This window comes from Enterococcus mediterraneensis (assembly GCF_900604485.1).
GTDB classification, from domain to species: domain Bacteria; phylum Bacillota; class Bacilli; order Lactobacillales; family Enterococcaceae; genus Enterococcus_C; species Enterococcus_C mediterraneensis.
The window spans coordinates 667,501-683,783 of sequence record NZ_UWOP01000001.1 but is presented as its reverse complement, the minus strand read 5'-3'; the positions used below and the strand labels follow the sequence as shown (position 1 = coordinate 683,783).

Below are 16,283 nucleotides of genomic sequence, written 5' to 3'. Positions count from 1 at the left end.
AAAGGAGAAGATCAACGTTGATCTTCTCTTTTGCTGTTTATTCGTGTGATGGTGGAGTGTCGTGGGTTGGATCAGAAGTTGCAGGTTCTGTTACGACAGGTGTACTTTCTTTAACCGCCGCCACTAATTCTTTGTTGCCGTTTCGTGTGGACATAGTGTCATTGATCAAAGAGACCAGATCGAGTCCAGTAGTTTCTTTGATGGTGTCGAAAGTGCGGGCCAAACCGGCTTCTCCCATTTCAGGCAGTCCGTCGCCGCTGCCGAAACTTACCACTTTGTCGATATTGCTCAATGGTGCGTTGACTTCTTTGGCGATAGCAGGCAAGACTTTGATGAATTCCATCAAGATACCGGCTTCGTTCAGTTTGGTCAAGGCGATCGCCATCTTTTCTCGGCTTTCTGCTTCGGCTTGACCGACTTTGGCGATCCGTTCCGCATCAGCGTTACCAAGTTTTGCGATCCGTTCGGCATCCGCTTCAGCTGCCAATTTGATTTTTTCAGCATCTGCTTGGGCTTTCGCGATTTCTTTGGCTTTTTCCGCCAACGCGTTTTGTTCTACAACATATTTGTCAGCTTCGGCTTTTTTACGTAATGTAGCGGTCAATTCTTTTTCGGCTAATTCGGCTTGTTTTTCTTGGATCTCGATATTTTTTTCTTGTTCGATCAGGTTGATCTTCATTTTTTCACCGACAGCGATCTGTTCAGCTTTAGCATCGGCGACTTCTTGTTCTTGTTTGTATTGAGCTTGTTTCAGCGCCATATCTTTATTGGCTTCAGCGATCTCTGTTTGACGGCGGATCTCTTCATGTTTTGCCAACTGTTCATTTTCTGCTTGCTTGATCCGGGTTTCCCGCAAAGCGTTGGATTCAGCAACTTCCGCGTTCTTTTTGACTTCGGCGATTTGCGGACGTCCTAAAGCATCCAGATATCCGTTGGTGTCGCTGACATCTTTGATGGTAAAGGAAACGATTTCCAAACCCATTTTCTTCAAGTCAGTGGAAGCGACTTGTTGGACCTGCTCGGCAAAGTCATCACGGTTTTTATAAATGGCTTCGACAGTCATCGTACCTAGGATCGCCCGTAAATGTCCTTCTAAAACCTCCTGGGCTTCGTCTTCCAATTCTTTTGTAGATTTGCCTAGATATTGTTCTGCGGCAGTTTTGATGGATTCGGTACTGTTGCCGACTTTTACCAAGACTGTCGCGCTGGCTTTGATAGGGACACCTTGTTCCGTATAGACTTCAGGGGTGCCGATTTCTAATTTATGGGTCAGCAGGCTCAATTTGTGCGCTTTTTGCACGATGGGGATAACGAATGTCCCGCTGTTTTTCAAAATCTTGATACCTTCCTTGCCTAAAAACGATCCAGTAACGATCAATGCTTCATCGGGTTTTCCGATACGATAGCGGATCATCAAAAAGGCGATCAGGGCAAGCACAACTATGATGATCAAAAAGAGGGGGCTAAAAAGTAAATCTGGCATAAAAGACACTTCCTATTCCATAAAGTTTTTATTTTTTACAACCAAAGCGACACCTTGAGAATCAAAGTCAATGATCAAGACTTTGGTTCCAATGGGCAGCAATAGATCATTTTGGATATCAGTTTCTCGATAAAGGCGGGCAGGATGGACAGATCGAGCGGTGCCGCTGCCGGTCTCCATGACTTCGCCGAGTGACGCACCTTGGATCTTTTCCGTAAGTTCGCCAAGTACATAGTCCTCCGTGTCCAGCACATTGCTTTTGTTACGGTCAGTCAAACGATTGTACAGCATCATAAATGGTGTGATTAACAGACTGAAAAGCGCAAAGAGCAAAGCAAGTGCCAAAAGAATGACGGCAAACCAGAGGATGGCAGTAACTAGCGGCGGGAATCGATCAAAGTACGCGATCAATTGCTGCAAAAGATTCATCCCATTTTCCTCACCTTCTCCACTTAAAGTTATTAGACTAATAATAAGCTAATAAGAGAGCGGATTCAAGTAGTGTTTCTTATTATTCGAAAACGCATCGTCTTTCTGTAAAAACTGTTATTGCCCGATTAAAACGACTTAAAAAGAACAATTTCTGTAAAAAAACATTAAACCTTGTTTTTTCCAGTTCTTTTCATAAATTATTCAAAGAATTAATGGTAAAATATAGTCAAAAAGAAGGGGAGGAAACTGACAAATGTACGGTTATGGAATGGGTTTTAATCTATTTGATCCAACGTTTATTTTGGTCTTGATCGGACTGGCATTGTCAATGGCTGCTTCCGCCTACGTTAATCATACATTTCGCAAGTTTGATGAGGTACGAAGCCGAAACAATGTGACCGGTACACAAGCCGCGCAATTTATTTTGCAAAGTCAAGGCATCAATGATGTCGGGGTCCAAGGCATCTCAGGAGATTTGACAGACAATTACAACTCCGGAACAAAAATATTGAGCTTGTCTCAATCTACCGCCCGATCCACTTCAGTAGCAGCGATCGGAGTAGCGGCCCACGAGTGCGGACATGCTGTCCAAGACGCGAAAAATTATTTTCCATTGCGTTTGCGGGCTGCGATCGTACCGGTAGCGAATTTGGGATCTACGATGGCTTTTCCGATCATTTTGATCGGTGTCGTGCTGCAAGGGCAATTTCTGATCAACTTAGGATTAATCGCTTTTTCATTGGCATTGCTTTTCCAATTAGTCACATTGCCAGTCGAATTCGATGCTTCCAGACGGGCGCTGAAGATTCTTAGCGATGGCGGTTTATTGACGCCTGAAGAAGTACCGATGGCGCGAAAAGTATTGATAGCTGCTGCATTGACTTATGTGGCTGCAGCCATCAGCACCTTTTTACAACTATTACGTTTGTTCTTGCTGTTTGGCGGCAACAATCGCCGCGATTAATATCGCTGGAACAAAAATATATCTGAACGTTCGTTGACAGAACTTCTAAGCGCAAGATGCGCTGGAAGTCTGCGGCGGCGTTCTTTTTTTGCTGGTTTTTCATATAAGGTCGTGTTAGCCGGTGGTCTTGAAAAAATAATTTTTTTGTAATAGTCAGGTGTTTTGCGTTCTTTTGGTTGCGCGCTGTTCTAGATGTTTCTATAATGGTTCTAGCAAAAATCAATAACGGAAGTGAAGCAATGGAATTACCACTAGCATTTAAAGAAAAGTATCAAACATTATTAGACGATGCCGAAGCATTGTTCGAAGCAATAGAAGAGGGGACTCCCCAAAAAGGATTTCGATTGAATCCATTGAAACCGGCGGCAGCTGAGATGCTGTCAGTTTATGGACCGGAAAGAAGCCCTGCGCCTTACGCGCAAAACGGTTATTTAGGCGAAGTCAGCGGCAGATCATTGCTGCATCAAGCTGGCTACGTATATAGTCAAGAACCCAGTGCGATGATCGTCGCATCGGTAGCTGATGCCCGACCCGGCGAAAAAGTTTTAGATCTGTGCGCGGCACCTGGAGGAAAAACGACCCAGCTCGCCGGTCAGATGCAAAATGAAGGCCTGTTGGTGGCTAATGAGATCTTTCCAAAACGTGCGAAGATCTTGGCGGAGAATGTGGAAAGATGGGGAGCAGCAAATGCCATCGTAACTAATCATGCTCCTCATGAATTGGTCAAACACTTCTCCGGCTTTTTTGATCGTATCGTGGTAGATGCTCCCTGTTCCGGAGAAGGGATGTTCCGAAAAGACGAGCAGGCGATCGCAGAATGGACAGAACAGACACCTTTGCAATGCGCAGTACGGCAAAAAGAGATCTTGGACTCGGCATTACAGATGCTGAAAACGGAAGGAACATTGATATATTCCACGTGTACCTTTGCACCGGAAGAGAATGAACAGATCATCAGCTGGCTGGTAGAAAATTATCCAATAACCATCGAGCCTATCGAGATCGAGAATGTTTCCCACGGTCGTCCTGAATGGGGCAGTGTGGCGGGATTGGAACACACCGTGCGGTTATGGCCCCATAAAAATCAAGGAGAAGGACATTTTGTCGCAAAGCTCCGTTTTCATGGTGAAGATTCCGAGAAGAAAAGCAAGAAAACGAAAAACAGCATCGATCGCGAGACACAGCGTTTATGGCAAGCGCTGAGTCAAATGATCCCGGCTCCCGCAGAAGGAACGTTGGTTCAATTCGGCGATCAACTATGGCTGGTCCCTGAAAGTGCACCGTCATTAAAAGGTATCAAGTTTTTGCGGGCAGGTCTGCATTTAGGAACCGTCAAGAAAAACCGCATCGAACCCAGCTACGCGTTGGCGATGGCAGTCAACAAGACCGCCGATTATCCTTGTGTCCACCTATCGATCGATGAGTGGAAAAAATACGTGGCAGGAGAAACCATCACTAAAGCCGGCAATGCCGGTTGGGTTCTTTTATGCGTGGAACAGATCCCAGTCGGCTTTGGGAAACAAGTCCAAGGCACAATCAAAAATTTCTTTCCAAAAGGGTTAAGATTCCAAGCGGTGTAAACGCAATTATTATTCATATTTTCAGCTCTGTGATACCATAGAAGTAGAGGAGCTGATAGACATGAAAACTTCAACAAAAGTAACGATTGGTTTGAGTATCGCTGCAGCAGCAGGTATCGCTACGGCTGCAATTGTTTCCGACAAGCTGGTGAACAAGGTCAAGCACTGCACGAATCGCCGAAAAGTGAAAAAGTTTGTTGATGACAAATTTCACGGGAACGAGCAGCTGCTGGGTGTAGTCGATGATTTGTCAGATGATGATTTGGATTCACTGATGGATATCATGGATAAAATCAAAAAAAGTCGGAAAAAAATCTCTGTTTACGGCGAGAATGTAAAAGACACGACAGAAATGTTGAAAGACAAGTTGACAGGATTTATTGATTCGGTCTTTTAAACCAATCCTTCCCAAAAAAAGCTAAAACATCTTCTAATTCAAAAACGGCAATTCGCCAAATCAGGCGGAGCGCTGCTAATTGTTTTAGAGATTTTTAGCTTTTTTGTTTTGTCCAACTGGTGATTCTATTGAAAAATGGTTACAGATAAAAAAATCTATGCTACTCTATGCTAAAATAGGTTTCGATCAAGCTGATGCCTTGATAAGTATGAGGTAAGGAGAACATCGTGGAAAAAATCAGTACATTGACTCAAGGGGAAAAAGAATACTACATGCAAGAAGCAATCAAAGAAGCGCAAAAGGCCGGCGCGCAAAAAGAAGTTCCGATCGGGGCGGTCCTAGTTTTAGACGGCAAGATCATCGGGCGAGGACACAATCTGCGAGAGCACACTCAAGACGCGACCGCTCATGCGGAAATGTTTGCGATCCGCGAAGCGTGCAGGCAGGCAGGAAGCTGGCGATTGGAAAAATCTCAATTGTTCGTGACGTTGGAACCTTGTGCTATGTGCAGCGGTGCCATGCAGCTGTCTCGAGTAGAGGAAGTCTATTTTGGCGCTTATGATCCTAAAGGCGGAACAGCGGGGACATTTATGAATCTTCTAGAAGATCAGCGGTTCAATCATTGGAGCTATGTGGAAGGCGGTATTCTTGAAGAAACTTGCGGCAGTCTGCTGACTGATTTCTTCAAAAGTCTGCGAGAAGCCAAAAAAAACGCGCGTCGACAAAAATCTCTGGAGAAAGACTAGCCAAACACAAATTTTTGCGGTATACTAAATTTTGCCGAAAGGCTAGGACAATGGTGGGCTTGTGAAGCGTGTCAGATCTGGAAGGAAGCAGCACTAAGCGGGTTCCACCATGTGTCTTATTAATAAATAAACGAACAAGAGCGCGAGGCTCTTTTTTTGTTGCCGTAAAATTCTTCTGTATGAGGAAATTATGGGAGAAACGGCAGCATAAGTATACGAAAACAAACGCATTCTGTTCTTCCTTTAGGAAAAGAGCAGTATGCGTTTTTTGAGTTTTGTTTCAGTATAATATCGTCTGACAATCTCTTATAAAGTGGGGAAACTAGTAAAATATCTCCCTTCCGACTATAATAAAAAAATAATCCGTCAGCAGTTTTTTGTGCAGAACTGCTGATTTGAAAGTGAAATGAGGCGTTTAAATGGAAAAAATCGTGCTACTGCATACGAACGATCTGCACTCACATTTAGAAAATTGGCCGAAGATCCGGCGTTATCTCGATCAGCGGAAACGTGAGGTCACACAAAGCGGCGAAACGGCGATCACCGTTGACTTAGGTGATTTTACTGATCGCTGGCATCCATTGAGCGAGGCGACGAACGGCCACGCAAATGTGGCGTTAATGAATCAGGTAGGCTATGATGCCGCCACTATCGGCAACAATGAAGGTGTGGGAAATTCCAAAGATGATCTTGATCATCTCTATGATCAAGCGAATTTTGATGTTCTTTTAGCAAATTTGTATGACAAAAAAACATTGCAGCTGCCAAAATGGGCCAAACCTTATAAAATCATCGAGACGAAAAAAGGAACGAAAGTCGGCTTGATAGCAATGACAGCGCCGTTTCCGCTGACTTACGCCCCAAACGGCTGGGATATCCGTTTTCCAATGGAGATCTTGGCGAAGCTGGCTCGTTCATTGCGGCCGCAAGTAGACGTCTTGGTTTTGATGAGCCATCTGGGGATCGAAGATGATCACTTGATCGCCAATGAACTGCCAATGATCGATGTGATCCTAGGTTCCCACACCCATCATTTGTTTCCGGAAGGGAAGATGGTCAATGGTGTACTTTTAGCGGCGGCCGGCAAATTCGGCCAATACATCGGGGAAGTTGCGTTGACATTGGATGATCAGCGGCAGATTATTGATCGGGAAGCTCGCACTATCGAAACAGCAACGCTCACCGCATTTCCGGAAGATGAAAAAGAGATCGACGGCTACCTGGAAGAAGGCCATCGTTTATTGAAGAATAAAGTGGTGGCTGATCTGCCTTATACGTTGCATCTAGATCCTTATGCAGATCATTCTTTGATCAAAGAAACATTGGCGGCAGTCAAATTCCGCGGACAAACCGAAGCCGCTGTTTTGAATACCGGCCTGTTTTTGACACCTTTGCCGCAAGGAATCGTGGACCAAGACCAGCTGCATACGACATTGCCTCATCCTATGCATCTGATTCGTGTCGCATTGAAAGGAAGCGACGTCATCCGCATGGTTTTGGAGATGGAAAAAAACCGTAATTTTTTGCGTAATTTTCCGATGATCGGTATGGGATTTCGCGGTAAGATCTTCGGACAGATCGTTTATGACGGTATTTCTTATGACAGTGTGAACCATAAAGTCTACTGGCTGGATCAAGAGGTCCAACCGGAAAAAGAGTATACATTGACGACGGTGGATCATTTTATGTTCGTTCCCTTTTTTCCGACCATTGAGATCGCAGGACAGTATGAATTTCTTTTCCCGGAATTTATTCGCAGTGTCTTAGGAAACTACTTACATGCTCACTACCCAATCGTTTAAAAACAAGGTATAATAAACCAACAGGTGGTGAAAAAATGTCGAAAGAAAAACAGCCTGAAAAGGCAAAGAATATAACCGATGAATTGACCAATGTTCTTGAGGAAATCATCGAAGAACCGGCAAAACCGAAGAAAGAGGAAGTTGCTGTAGCAATCAGCGACACCGATTTTATGATCGGCAGCCGACAATATAAACTAGTAAAAAACCATCGCGAAGGCTTCGACCTGGAAAAATTGGGCGAACGGTACAGCGATGTTTTAGCACGTTACGATTATATCGTAGGAGATTGGGGTTATGAACAATTACGGTTGAAGGGCTTTTTTGAAGCTGACAATCGCAAAGCGTTCCCTGATCAACGGATCGATATGCTGGAAGACTATTTGTATGAGTATTGCAATTTTGGCTGTGCGTATTTTGTGATCCAACGTGTCGGCGGCAAACGGGAAAAAGGTCACAGCCGTCAGCGCCGCAAGAAGAATACCGCTTCTTCCGAAAAACAGCAGGCACATGTCGCTGAAAAACGGGAAGTGGTCGCAAGTCGTAAATCCAAACCTGTGATCAAGAACCGCAGAAATGAAAAAACGAAAAATGAAAAGAATGACCAACCTTCCAAGACAACCAAAAAAGAGGGCTTCGTCATTCGTAAACGGGAAGATTGATTGATGAAATATAAAGGCTATTTAATTGATTTAGACGGAACGATCTACTTAGGAACTGAACCGATCCCTGCCGGCAAACGCTTTGTTGAAAAGCTGCAGGCAGACAAGATCCCGTTCCTGTTCGTTACCAACAACACCACCCGCAGTCCGCAAACGGTAGCGGATCGTTTAAAAAATGAATTCGATATCCATGTGGATGCGGACACGATCTATACTGCCAGCTTGGCGACGATCGATTTCATGAAGGCAGACAATAAAGGCAACAAAGTCTTTGTGATCGGTGAATCCGGCTTGATCGATCTGATCTTGGAGGCTGGTTTCCAATGGGATAAAACAAATCCCGATTATGTAGTAGTCGGCTTGGATAACCAAGTGACTTACGAAAAATTTGTCCTAGCAACGTTGGCGATCCAAAAAGGCGCGACCTTTATCGGAACGAACTCCGACAAAAACATTCCTACTGAACGAGGATTGTTACCAGGAGCCGGTTCACTGATCCGTCTTGTGGAAACTTCGACACAAACGAAACCCATCTATATCGGCAAACCTGAAGCAATCATTATGGAAAAAGCAGTCGAACGGATCGGTCTTTCCAAAGATTCCGTTATCATGGTAGGGGATAACTACGAAACAGATATCCGTTCGGGATTAAACAACGGTATCGACACATTCTTGGTCCTTTCTGGATTTACCCCTAAAGAGGCGGTACCTGATTTACCGGAAGCTCCGACCTATGTTTTAGACAGCTTGGATGAGTGGGACTTTTATGATGAAAAATAATTGGCGGGATGTTTTCGGGATCATCTTGGTATTTTTGACGCTGATCAGTTTCGCGGTCCTGCTGACGATCAATTTTCGTCCTCTTTATGTGTGGGATATCCACCATCTGAATATTTTGGAGGCGACGGATCTTACCAAGGAAGAATTATTGAAGAATTTCGATTTGCTGATGAAATTTTTGAACAATCCTTTCAATCATCAGTTGTCACTGCCTGATTTTCCCATGTCGGAAAGCGGCCGCGGGCATTTTTATGATGTGAAGAAATTGTTTTTATTGGATTATGGCATCTTCTTGGTAACCTTGATCCCCAGTCTGCTTTTTTTGCGCCGTTTGGCAAAAGAAAAGCGTTTATGGAAGCTGATCCTTCCATTTAAATGGGGGATGGCAGTGCCAGTAGTTTTAGGCAGCTTGATGGCAGTCGGTTTTGACACATTTTTTGTGAAATTCCATCAGATGTTTTTCTCAAATGATGACTGGCTGTTTGATCCGGCGACAGACCCGATCATTAATGTATTGCCGGAAGCTTATTTTATGCACTGCTTTATTTTGGCATTCGTTTTGATCGAAGTGTTCTTTTTCATTATGATCCTTATCGGCAAGCGATCACTGAAAAACAAAAATTAAAAAAACGCGACAAAAGTCAGAAAAACTGATTCTTTTGTCGCGTTTTTTTATTGCGTGATATCTTTGGATTTATGAGGATGTTGATGAGCCAAACGACTGGCTGCCGCCGCAGCGATGGCGCCTACGATATCATCCAAGAACGTATGGACATCTTTGCCGTTGTGGGCATTCAGTTTTTCTAAGATCCCCGGTTTGACCTTATCGATATAGCCATAGTTAGTAAAGCCAATCGAGCCATAGACATTTACGATAGAAAGGGCCAAAATTTCATCGATGCCGTAAAGACCTTCATCTTCTGAAACGATTTCTTGCAATGGATCACCTAATTGGCCAGCTTCAGCTAACAGATCCAACTGGACGCCCGTAATGATCGTGTTGTGGACCTCCCGCTTTGTTAACACACTGTTCACACTTTCGATACATTGTTCTAACGTGATGCCTTCAATATACTCTTTTTGCAAAAAGAGCACCAATTCACCGATCGCTTCTATCGATACGCCGCGTGAAGTCAAAAGATCCCGCGCTTTTTCTTCTAATGTTTTCGTTTTGATAACCATCTGCTGTCCTCCTTGTCATTTTTGCTACACTTTTATGGTATCTCATTGCGGTCATTCAATCAAATGAAAGCGATGGACCTCAGGCAGAACGAAGACGAAACACCCTTTAAAAACAAATAAGTTTTACAAAAAATACCCTGTGCTGGAGAATCGAATGTAACGGCTGACAGTGAGCTGTTATCAAATGAGACGCTGACGTCGGGTATTTTGCAGGTAGTAATGTATGTTTTTAGTCGTTCCTCACGCGAAAACGCAGTTCTTCTCTAGCCGAGACAGCCCAAGGATGGGGAACCAATAAGTCTTCTGAAAACAGCCAATCTAAGTAATACAAGCAGGCATCGGAAAGCGAAACGGTCAACGCATTTTGCAGACCGGCTAAGAATGGGGGCGTCCCTGAACGATCCCAGCGAATCTTATCGGCTAAAAAAACGATCATCTCTAGTTTTGTTGGTGCAGCTTTCAATGTAGTGTGACAGGAGATCGCTGACAGGATCTTTTGGTCTGTTATATGGAAACATTCTTCGGCTAAAAGTGCTGACTGCTGTTGATGCAAGATCATGGGCAGCACGCGTTCTTCAGGCAAGATTGACAATCCCAGATCTTCATGAAAAGCAATCCGCTCCTGATCAGGGATCACGACACTGATATCATGGAGAATACCTGCTTGATAAGCGGCTTGGGGATCTTCATCAAAACGTTGAGCTAACACTTCAGACTCCTTTGCGACAGCAAGAAGATGAGGCATCAGATATTCACAATGATAAGCTTGCAAAAATTCTTCGACTTGCTGGTCAAGTCTTTGAGTTTCAAACAGAATCGAATAAGCAGACAGTTTCAATAGATCGCCTCATTTCTTCATTGGTTTTTAGCGTTTGTCGCAAAGCAAGATATTGTTAGAACAAGCTGCTGCTGTGTCCTGGTTGGGTCCGGTTTTTCGGGTCGATAAAGTGCAATGCGTTATTGACTGCTGTTGGTGCTTCGCCGAATCCTGTGGCGATCAATTTCACTTTGCCATCGTATTGAACGACATCGCCGCAAGCATAAACACCGGGGATCGAGGTACTCATATCCGTATCCACGATAATGCCTTGGCGAGTACTTTCCAGACCCCAATTCTTCAAGTTCAATGAAGAAGTAAATCCGTAATTGACGATCAGATTGTCAATGGTCATCCGGACACTTTCTTCTCCTTTGACCTGTTGCAAGACGATTTCAGAGATCCGGTCATCTCCGAGAACTTCATTGATCACATAAGGCGTCAAAATATTGACAGAAGATGTTTTCAGCTTGTTGACGCTGTGTTCATGACCGCGAAATTCTGGGCGACGGTGAATAATGGAAACTTCTGCGGCGATCGGTTCTAACATCAATGCCCAGTCAACAGCGGAATCACCGCCGCCTGCGATGGCGACTTTTTTGCCGGCGTATTTCATCAAATCCGTCACATAATAATCAAGTCCCGCATTTTCAAAGGCTTCGATGCCGTCCAATGCTAATTTGCGGGGTTGGAAAGAGCCGTTACCTAATGCCAAAATGACTGACTTGGAGTAGTGGATGTCTTTATTAGTAGTCACTTCAATAAAGTCTTCTACTTTTTTGATTTCCAAAACTTCCTCTTCCAAGTAATATGTATGGTTAAAGGTAGTAAGCTGTTTTTCAAGGTTTTTGATCAGTTCGCCGGCTTTGATCTTCGTGAAACCCGGGATGTCGTAAATATATTTTTCTGGATATAAAGTCGCCAACTGTCCCCCTAACTGAGGCAGACTGTCGATCAGTTTTGTTTTTGCATTCCGCATCCCCGCGTAAAATGCGGCAAACATCCCGCTTGGTCCAGCTCCGACAATTGTTACATCATATAATTCCATCAAAATTCTCCTTTATATTAAACGTTTGAATTGTAAGAATAAATAATTCTACAAGCATTATAGCAAAGAAACGTGGCAAAAAAATGTTTTTCTGCTATCATGAAACTACACTAACTACGAGGAGGAGATTTCATTGTCTCAATTTCCACAACTATCATTAGAAAAAAATGCTGATCATCAGGCCGTTATCAAAACAAATCGCGGCGATATCACTGTTCAATTATTCCCAGAATTAGCGCCAAAAACAGTTGAAAACTTTGTCGGTTTAGCGAAAAAAGGCTACTATGATGGCGTCATTTTTCACCGTGTGATCCCTGATTTCATGATCCAAGGGGGCGATCCTACCGGTACTGGTATGGGAGGAGAAAGTATTTTCGGCGGTGATTTTGAAGACGAATTTTCAAAAGAACTTTTCAATATCCGCGGCGCGTTGTCAATGGCAAACTCCGGTCCTAATACCAACGGCAGCCAATTCTTCATCGTCAACAACCAAAATGTTCCCGGCAATATGCTAGGACAAATGGAAGGCGCCGGCTATCCTTCTGAGATCATCGAAGCCTATAAAGAAGGCGGCACACCATGGCTTGACTTCCGTCACACTGTTTTCGGACACGTGATTTCCGGAATGGGCGTGGTAGATGAGATCGCCAATGTACAAAGAGGACCTCAAGACCGTCCTGTGCACGATGTAGTCATAGAAACTATCGAAATCAACGGCTAATAACAAATAAAACCGTGAAGGAAGTCAGCAAAACGTTTGACTTCCTTCACGGTCTTTTTTTAATCTGTAAAAGCGGCGGCGATCTGTTCCAGCCCCTGAGCCAGGATGGTTCTGGCACAAGCAAAATTCAACCGCATATGGGAACTTCCTTCCGGTCCAAACGTGATCCCGGGATTCAAAACTACCTGAGCTTCATTGATCAGTTTGTTTCGAAGCTGACGATCCGTCAAGCTATAATTGGAGAAATCCAACCATAACAGATAGGTTCCTTGCGGTTTCATTACCCGCAGCTGCGGCATTTTTTCAGCAAAAAAATCGCAGGCGAAAGAAAGATTTTCTTCCAGATACGTCAGCAGTTCCTCTAGCCAACTCTCGCCGTTTTGATAGGCGGCTTCAGTTCCGATCATGCCAAATGTATTGATCGGATTATGACTAGTCAGGTGTTGTATATCAATATACCGTTTCCGCAACTGGGGATTTTTGATGAAGACCATCGAATTTTTGAGCCCAGCCAAATTGAATGTTTTAGTTGGGGCCGCCAACACGATAGAAAAGTCAGCAAAATCCGGATGAACTGTTTGAAAAGAAACATGGTGATGAGGCCGGAATACAATGTCTTCGTGGATCTCATCACTGACGACTTTTACTTGATGCTTTTGGCAGAGTTCTCCCAGAGTTTGCAGCTCGTCTTGGTGCCAGACACGACCGCCGGGATTATGAGGATTGCATAAAATCATCAGTTTCACATCGTGTTCCATGATTTGAGCTTCCATATCTGCAAAATCCAGCGCGAAGTATCCGTCTTCTTCAATTAATTTGCTGCGTATCAGTTGTCGATGGTTTGCAGTGATCATTTCAGCAAAAGGCGGATAGACCGGATCGTGGATCAAGACAGCATCACCGGGTTCGGTAAATGCTTGGATCGCGATCCCGATGCTGGAAACAACCCCAGGAGAGAAAATGATCTCTTCTTTGTTCAATTCATAACCGAAATGTTTTTTCTGCCAGTTAATAACCGCTTGAAAAAGACTATCCGGTGTGACAGTATAGCCGTAGATGCCGTTTTTGGCAAAATCCGTTAAAGCCTGAACGACCGGACCAGGGGACATAAAATCCATATCTGCGACCCATAGCGGCAACAGATTTTCTTTGCCGTATGTCTCGCTGATGCTGTCCCATTTCACGCTGTTTGTATTACTACGATCAATGACCGTATCAAAATCAACCATTTTATCGCCTCCGATTGAAGCTGAATGAACTTCAATTTTTCTTTTACTTACAGTATAATGAATATTGCAAAGAGAGGAAACTATATGACATATAAAATTGGACAAATTATAGAAGGAAAAGTCACCGGCATTCAACCCTATGGTGCATTTATTTCATTAGACGAACAGACACAAGGCCTGATCCATGTTTCTGAGATCCAATCCGGTTATACCAAAAATATAAATGATGTGATAAAAATCGGGGAAGACGTCAAAGTTCAGGTCATCGATATCGATGAGTACTCGCAAAAGATCAGCTTATCCCGACGGACATTAGAGAAAAACTATACGCCTAACCGGATTCGCCGCAAAAGATATTTTACTAACAAAAATAAAAAAATCGGTTTTGACAGTATCGAAAAAGAGTTGCCAAAATGGATCGACGAAGCTCTAACACGGTTGCATCATGCAAACGCGAGAAAATGATTTTGTATGTTTTCTGAAAATATGCTAAAATCACTTTGTTAACAGATAAAACAATTGAGGTGGATGTTTTGACAGACAAAAAAGTCGCTGGTACTGTGATGTTGCACTTGCAAAATGGCTCAAAAAAATTTTTGATGCACTCAGTTGGAGATACGATCGAGTTGGCGTATACAGAATTTTCTAATGAACACACAGGTTTGGCTAATATTTTACAATTATTGAAAGAAACTGCGCATCTTGACGTAAACAACATGAATCTTGTTGAACTGACAAATGGACATATCGATGAAGAAAACATTCCGCTATTTGTTTTTGAAACCGAAGAAGCGAAATTGACTGAACAATTACCCGATGATTATCATTGGGAAGAAGCCGATCGATTTCTTGAAATCATAAAAAAATACGCGATTGAAGGAGTTCCCTTCTTCTAAAAAGAAAAAAAGCCGATTTTTTCGGCTTTTTTTTATTTCTTTTTTTGCCTGTAACAATGTCCTGATTCGTTATTTTGTCTGCTTTTTCAGGCTATCTTCAAATAAAAAGACGCTAAACATGATGGATTCTTGCTAAAAAACGAATGAACAAGGAAAAAACAAGAAATGAGCGCCAGAATATTGGCTAAAAAAAGTGAAATTTCTTATTGACCACAGGTTTAAGAAATGGTAAATTATTCAACGTTGGTGATGAAACAACTCCTCAAAAACTTTTCAGAAAAAAGTTGAAAAAAGCAGTTGACGAATCGCGAAACAGATGTTACTATAACGAAGTCGTCAAATTACGAGAGAAACAAAATGCTGATACAGAAAGAAAGTTTCTTTTAAAAAGTAGTTGACAAATAACAAAAAACTTGATAAACTAATCAAGTCGCTGAGAAACAACTTTCAAACATTTCGCTTCTCGAGTTTCTAACTCTTGCGAAAAAAATCAAAAAAGAGTTGACAAACACTTGTCACTCTGATATGATTAAAAAGTTGCTGAAACAGCACGGTAGACCTTTGAAAACTGAACAAAGCAAGCAAACGAACCAAATGTGTAGGGCGCTTCTTTCAAGAAGCAAAATACATGCAAGCAATAGCTAGCAAATCAATTCAATGAGCTTAACGATCAATTGATCGTTTCCAAACTTTTTATGAGAGTTTGATCCTGGCTCAGGACGAACGCTGGCGGCGTGCCTAATACATGCAAGTCGAACGCTTCTTTTTCCACCGAGACTTGTCTCATCGGAAAAAGAAGAGTGGCGAACGGGTGAGTAACACGTGGGTAACCTGCCCATCAGAAGGGGATAACACTTGGAAACAGGTGCTAATACCGTATAACAATGTTCTTCGCATGAAGGATATTTGAAAGGCGCTTTTGCGTCACTGATGGATGGACCCGCGGTGCATTAGCTAGTTGGTGAGGTAACGGCTCACCAAGGCCACGATGCATAGCCGACCTGAGAGGGTGATCGGCCACACTGGGACTGAGACACGGCCCAGACTCCTACGGGAGGCAGCAGTAGGGAATCTTCGGCAATGGACGAAAGTCTGACCGAGCAACGCCGCGTGAGTGAAGAAGGTTTTCGGATCGTAAAACTCTGTTGTTAGAGAAGAACAAGGATGAGAGTAAAATGTTCATCCCTTGACGGTATCTAACCAGAAAGCCACGGCTAACTACGTGCCAGCAGCCGCGGTAATACGTAGGTGGCAAGCGTTGTCCGGATTTATTGGGCGTAAAGCGAGCGCAGGCGGTTTCTTAAGTCTGATGTGAAAGCCCCCGGCTTAACCGGGGAGGGTCATTGGAAACTGGGAGACTTGAGTGCAGAAGAGGAGAGTGGAATTCCATGTGTAGCGGTGAAATGCGTAGATATATGGAGGAACACCAGTGGCGAAGGCGGCTCTCTGGTCTGTAACTGACGCTGAGGCTCGAAAGCGTGGGGAGCAAACAGGATTAGATACCCTGGTAGTCCACGCCGTAAACGATGAGTGCTAAGTGTTGGAGG

17 protein-coding genes, 1 rRNA gene and 1 other RNA gene (1 of these 19 running past the window's edge) are annotated in these 16,283 nt (G+C 43.6%); 13 read left to right on the top strand and 6 right to left on the bottom strand.

From position 1 onward, the window contains the following. Positions 1 to 37: 37 nt before the first annotated feature. Positions 38 to 1,483 carry a flotillin family protein gene (locus tag EFB00_RS03215; RefSeq protein WP_241153394.1) on the bottom strand — a complete coding sequence of 482 codons (1,446 nt, stop codon included), beginning with the start codon at positions 1,481 to 1,483 and terminating at the stop codon, positions 38 to 40. A gap of 12 nt (positions 1,484 to 1,495) precedes the next feature. Continuing rightward, the gene (locus tag EFB00_RS03210) at positions 1,496 to 1,912 is read right to left on the bottom strand and encodes a hypothetical protein (protein ID WP_122645485.1); all 417 of its coding nucleotides are present in this window, start codon (positions 1,910 to 1,912) and stop codon (positions 1,496 to 1,498) included. Between the two features lie 256 nt (positions 1,913 to 2,168). Between EFB00_RS03210 and EFB00_RS03205 the strand changes: the two genes are divergently transcribed. The 9 genes from EFB00_RS03205 (at position 2,169) to EFB00_RS03165 (ending at position 9,468) form a co-directional block, all read left to right on the top strand. After that, positions 2,169 to 2,879, top strand: coding sequence for a zinc metallopeptidase (locus tag EFB00_RS03205; RefSeq protein ID WP_122645484.1), 711 nt, complete (start codon positions 2,169 to 2,171; stop codon positions 2,877 to 2,879). Positions 2,880 to 3,118: 239 nt separating this feature from the next. After that, positions 3,119 to 4,459, top strand: coding sequence for an RsmF rRNA methyltransferase first C-terminal domain-containing protein (locus EFB00_RS03200; RefSeq protein ID WP_122647028.1), 1,341 nt, complete (start codon positions 3,119 to 3,121; stop codon positions 4,457 to 4,459). 61 nt (positions 4,460 to 4,520) lie between these two features. Further along, positions 4,521 to 4,856 (top strand): hypothetical protein, encoded by a 336-nt coding sequence (locus EFB00_RS03195; protein WP_122645483.1) that lies wholly within the window; start codon positions 4,521 to 4,523, stop codon positions 4,854 to 4,856. Positions 4,857 to 5,083: 227 nt separating this feature from the next. Next, the gene (tadA, locus tag EFB00_RS03190; RefSeq protein WP_122645482.1) at positions 5,084 to 5,602 is read left to right on the top strand and encodes a tRNA adenosine(34) deaminase TadA; all 519 of its coding nucleotides are present in this window, start codon (positions 5,084 to 5,086) and stop codon (positions 5,600 to 5,602) included. Positions 5,603 to 5,641: 39 nt separating this feature from the next. Beyond that, an RNA gene (gene ffs, locus EFB00_RS03185) (signal recognition particle sRNA small type) lies at positions 5,642 to 5,728 on the top strand. A 293-nt stretch (positions 5,729 to 6,021) separates the two neighbouring features. Further along, positions 6,022 to 7,404 (top strand): bifunctional metallophosphatase/5'-nucleotidase, encoded by a 1,383-nt coding sequence (locus EFB00_RS03180; RefSeq protein ID WP_122645481.1) that lies wholly within the window; start codon positions 6,022 to 6,024, stop codon positions 7,402 to 7,404. 35 nt (positions 7,405 to 7,439) lie between these two features. Beyond that, a complete protein-coding gene (locus tag EFB00_RS03175) occupies positions 7,440 to 8,063 on the top strand; it encodes a YutD family protein (protein ID WP_122645480.1) in 624 nt (207 codons plus the stop codon). A 3-nt stretch (positions 8,064 to 8,066) separates the two neighbouring features. Next, complete coding sequence (locus EFB00_RS03170) at positions 8,067 to 8,843, top strand: TIGR01457 family HAD-type hydrolase (RefSeq protein WP_122645479.1); 777 nt, start codon at positions 8,067 to 8,069, stop codon at positions 8,841 to 8,843. Continuing rightward, the gene (locus EFB00_RS03165; protein ID WP_338133836.1) at positions 8,830 to 9,468 is read left to right on the top strand and encodes a TIGR01906 family membrane protein; all 639 of its coding nucleotides are present in this window, start codon (positions 8,830 to 8,832) and stop codon (positions 9,466 to 9,468) included. Before EFB00_RS03170 ends, EFB00_RS03165 begins: the two co-directional genes overlap by 14 nt. Positions 9,469 to 9,515: 47 nt before the next feature. Here EFB00_RS03165 and EFB00_RS03160 read toward each other — a convergent pair whose 3' ends face one another. The 3 genes from EFB00_RS03160 to EFB00_RS03150 form a co-directional block, all read right to left on the bottom strand. Continuing rightward, positions 9,516 to 10,025: a phosphatidylglycerophosphatase A family protein gene (locus EFB00_RS03160; protein WP_122645477.1), complete on the bottom strand. Its 510-nt coding sequence runs from the start codon at positions 10,023 to 10,025 to the stop codon at positions 9,516 to 9,518. 229 nt (positions 10,026 to 10,254) lie between these two features. Then, positions 10,255 to 10,863, bottom strand: coding sequence for a bis(5'-nucleosyl)-tetraphosphatase (symmetrical) YqeK (yqeK, locus tag EFB00_RS03155; protein WP_241153393.1), 609 nt, complete (start codon positions 10,861 to 10,863; stop codon positions 10,255 to 10,257). A gap of 55 nt (positions 10,864 to 10,918) precedes the next feature. Further along, positions 10,919 to 11,890, bottom strand: a complete 972-nt coding sequence (locus tag EFB00_RS03150; protein ID WP_122645476.1) for an NAD(P)/FAD-dependent oxidoreductase — start codon at positions 11,888 to 11,890, stop codon at positions 10,919 to 10,921. 133 nt (positions 11,891 to 12,023) lie between these two features. On the opposite strand from EFB00_RS03150, the gene EFB00_RS03145 reads away from it, so the two are divergent. Next, complete coding sequence (locus EFB00_RS03145; protein WP_122645475.1) at positions 12,024 to 12,611, top strand: peptidylprolyl isomerase; 588 nt, start codon at positions 12,024 to 12,026, stop codon at positions 12,609 to 12,611. Positions 12,612 to 12,670: 59 nt separating this feature from the next. Here EFB00_RS03145 and EFB00_RS03140 read toward each other — a convergent pair whose 3' ends face one another. Further along, entirely contained in the window at positions 12,671 to 13,840 is a 1,170-nt protein-coding gene (locus tag EFB00_RS03140; protein ID WP_122645474.1) for a MalY/PatB family protein, read from the bottom strand. A gap of 84 nt (positions 13,841 to 13,924) precedes the next feature. Between EFB00_RS03140 and EFB00_RS03135 the strand changes: the two genes are divergently transcribed. From EFB00_RS03135 to EFB00_RS03120, 3 genes are all read left to right on the top strand, one after another. Next, positions 13,925 to 14,305, top strand: a complete 381-nt coding sequence (locus tag EFB00_RS03135) for a CvfD/Ygs/GSP13 family RNA-binding post-transcriptional regulator (RefSeq protein WP_122645473.1) — start codon at positions 13,925 to 13,927, stop codon at positions 14,303 to 14,305. 68 nt (positions 14,306 to 14,373) lie between these two features. Beyond that, positions 14,374 to 14,736: a hypothetical protein gene (locus EFB00_RS03130; protein WP_122645472.1), complete on the top strand. Its 363-nt coding sequence runs from the start codon at positions 14,374 to 14,376 to the stop codon at positions 14,734 to 14,736. 691 nt (positions 14,737 to 15,427) lie between these two features. Continuing rightward, a 16S ribosomal RNA gene (locus tag EFB00_RS03120) occupies positions 15,428 to 16,283 on the top strand (it continues 704 nt past the right edge of the window).

What these genes read in the sequence shown, in the direction of transcription:
- EFB00_RS03215 (WP_241153394.1), bottom strand. Translation starts at nt 1,483, where the DNA reads ATGCCAGATTTACTTTTTAGCCCCCTCTTTTTGATCATCATAGTTGTG.
- EFB00_RS03210 (WP_122645485.1), bottom strand. Translation starts at nt 1,912, where the DNA reads ATGAATCTTTTGCAGCAATTGATCGCGTACTTTGATCGATTCCCGCCG.
- EFB00_RS03205 (WP_122645484.1), top strand. Translation starts at nt 2,169, where the DNA reads ATGTACGGTTATGGAATGGGTTTTAATCTATTTGATCCAACGTTTATT.
- EFB00_RS03200 (WP_122647028.1), top strand. Translation starts at nt 3,119, where the DNA reads ATGGAATTACCACTAGCATTTAAAGAAAAGTATCAAACATTATTAGAC.
- EFB00_RS03195 (WP_122645483.1), top strand. Translation starts at nt 4,521, where the DNA reads ATGAAAACTTCAACAAAAGTAACGATTGGTTTGAGTATCGCTGCAGCA.
- EFB00_RS03180 (WP_122645481.1), top strand. Translation starts at nt 6,022, where the DNA reads ATGGAAAAAATCGTGCTACTGCATACGAACGATCTGCACTCACATTTA.
- EFB00_RS03175 (WP_122645480.1), top strand. Translation starts at nt 7,440, where the DNA reads ATGTCGAAAGAAAAACAGCCTGAAAAGGCAAAGAATATAACCGATGAA.
- EFB00_RS03170 (WP_122645479.1), top strand. Translation starts at nt 8,067, where the DNA reads ATGAAATATAAAGGCTATTTAATTGATTTAGACGGAACGATCTACTTA.
- EFB00_RS03165 (WP_338133836.1), top strand. Translation starts at nt 8,830, where the DNA reads ATGATGAAAAATAATTGGCGGGATGTTTTCGGGATCATCTTGGTATTT.
- EFB00_RS03160 (WP_122645477.1), bottom strand. Translation starts at nt 10,025, where the DNA reads ATGGTTATCAAAACGAAAACATTAGAAGAAAAAGCGCGGGATCTTTTG.
- EFB00_RS03150 (WP_122645476.1), bottom strand. Translation starts at nt 11,890, where the DNA reads ATGGAATTATATGATGTAACAATTGTCGGAGCTGGACCAAGCGGGATG.
- EFB00_RS03140 (WP_122645474.1), bottom strand. Translation starts at nt 13,840, where the DNA reads ATGGTTGATTTTGATACGGTCATTGATCGTAGTAATACAAACAGCGTG.
- EFB00_RS03135 (WP_122645473.1), top strand. Translation starts at nt 13,925, where the DNA reads ATGACATATAAAATTGGACAAATTATAGAAGGAAAAGTCACCGGCATT.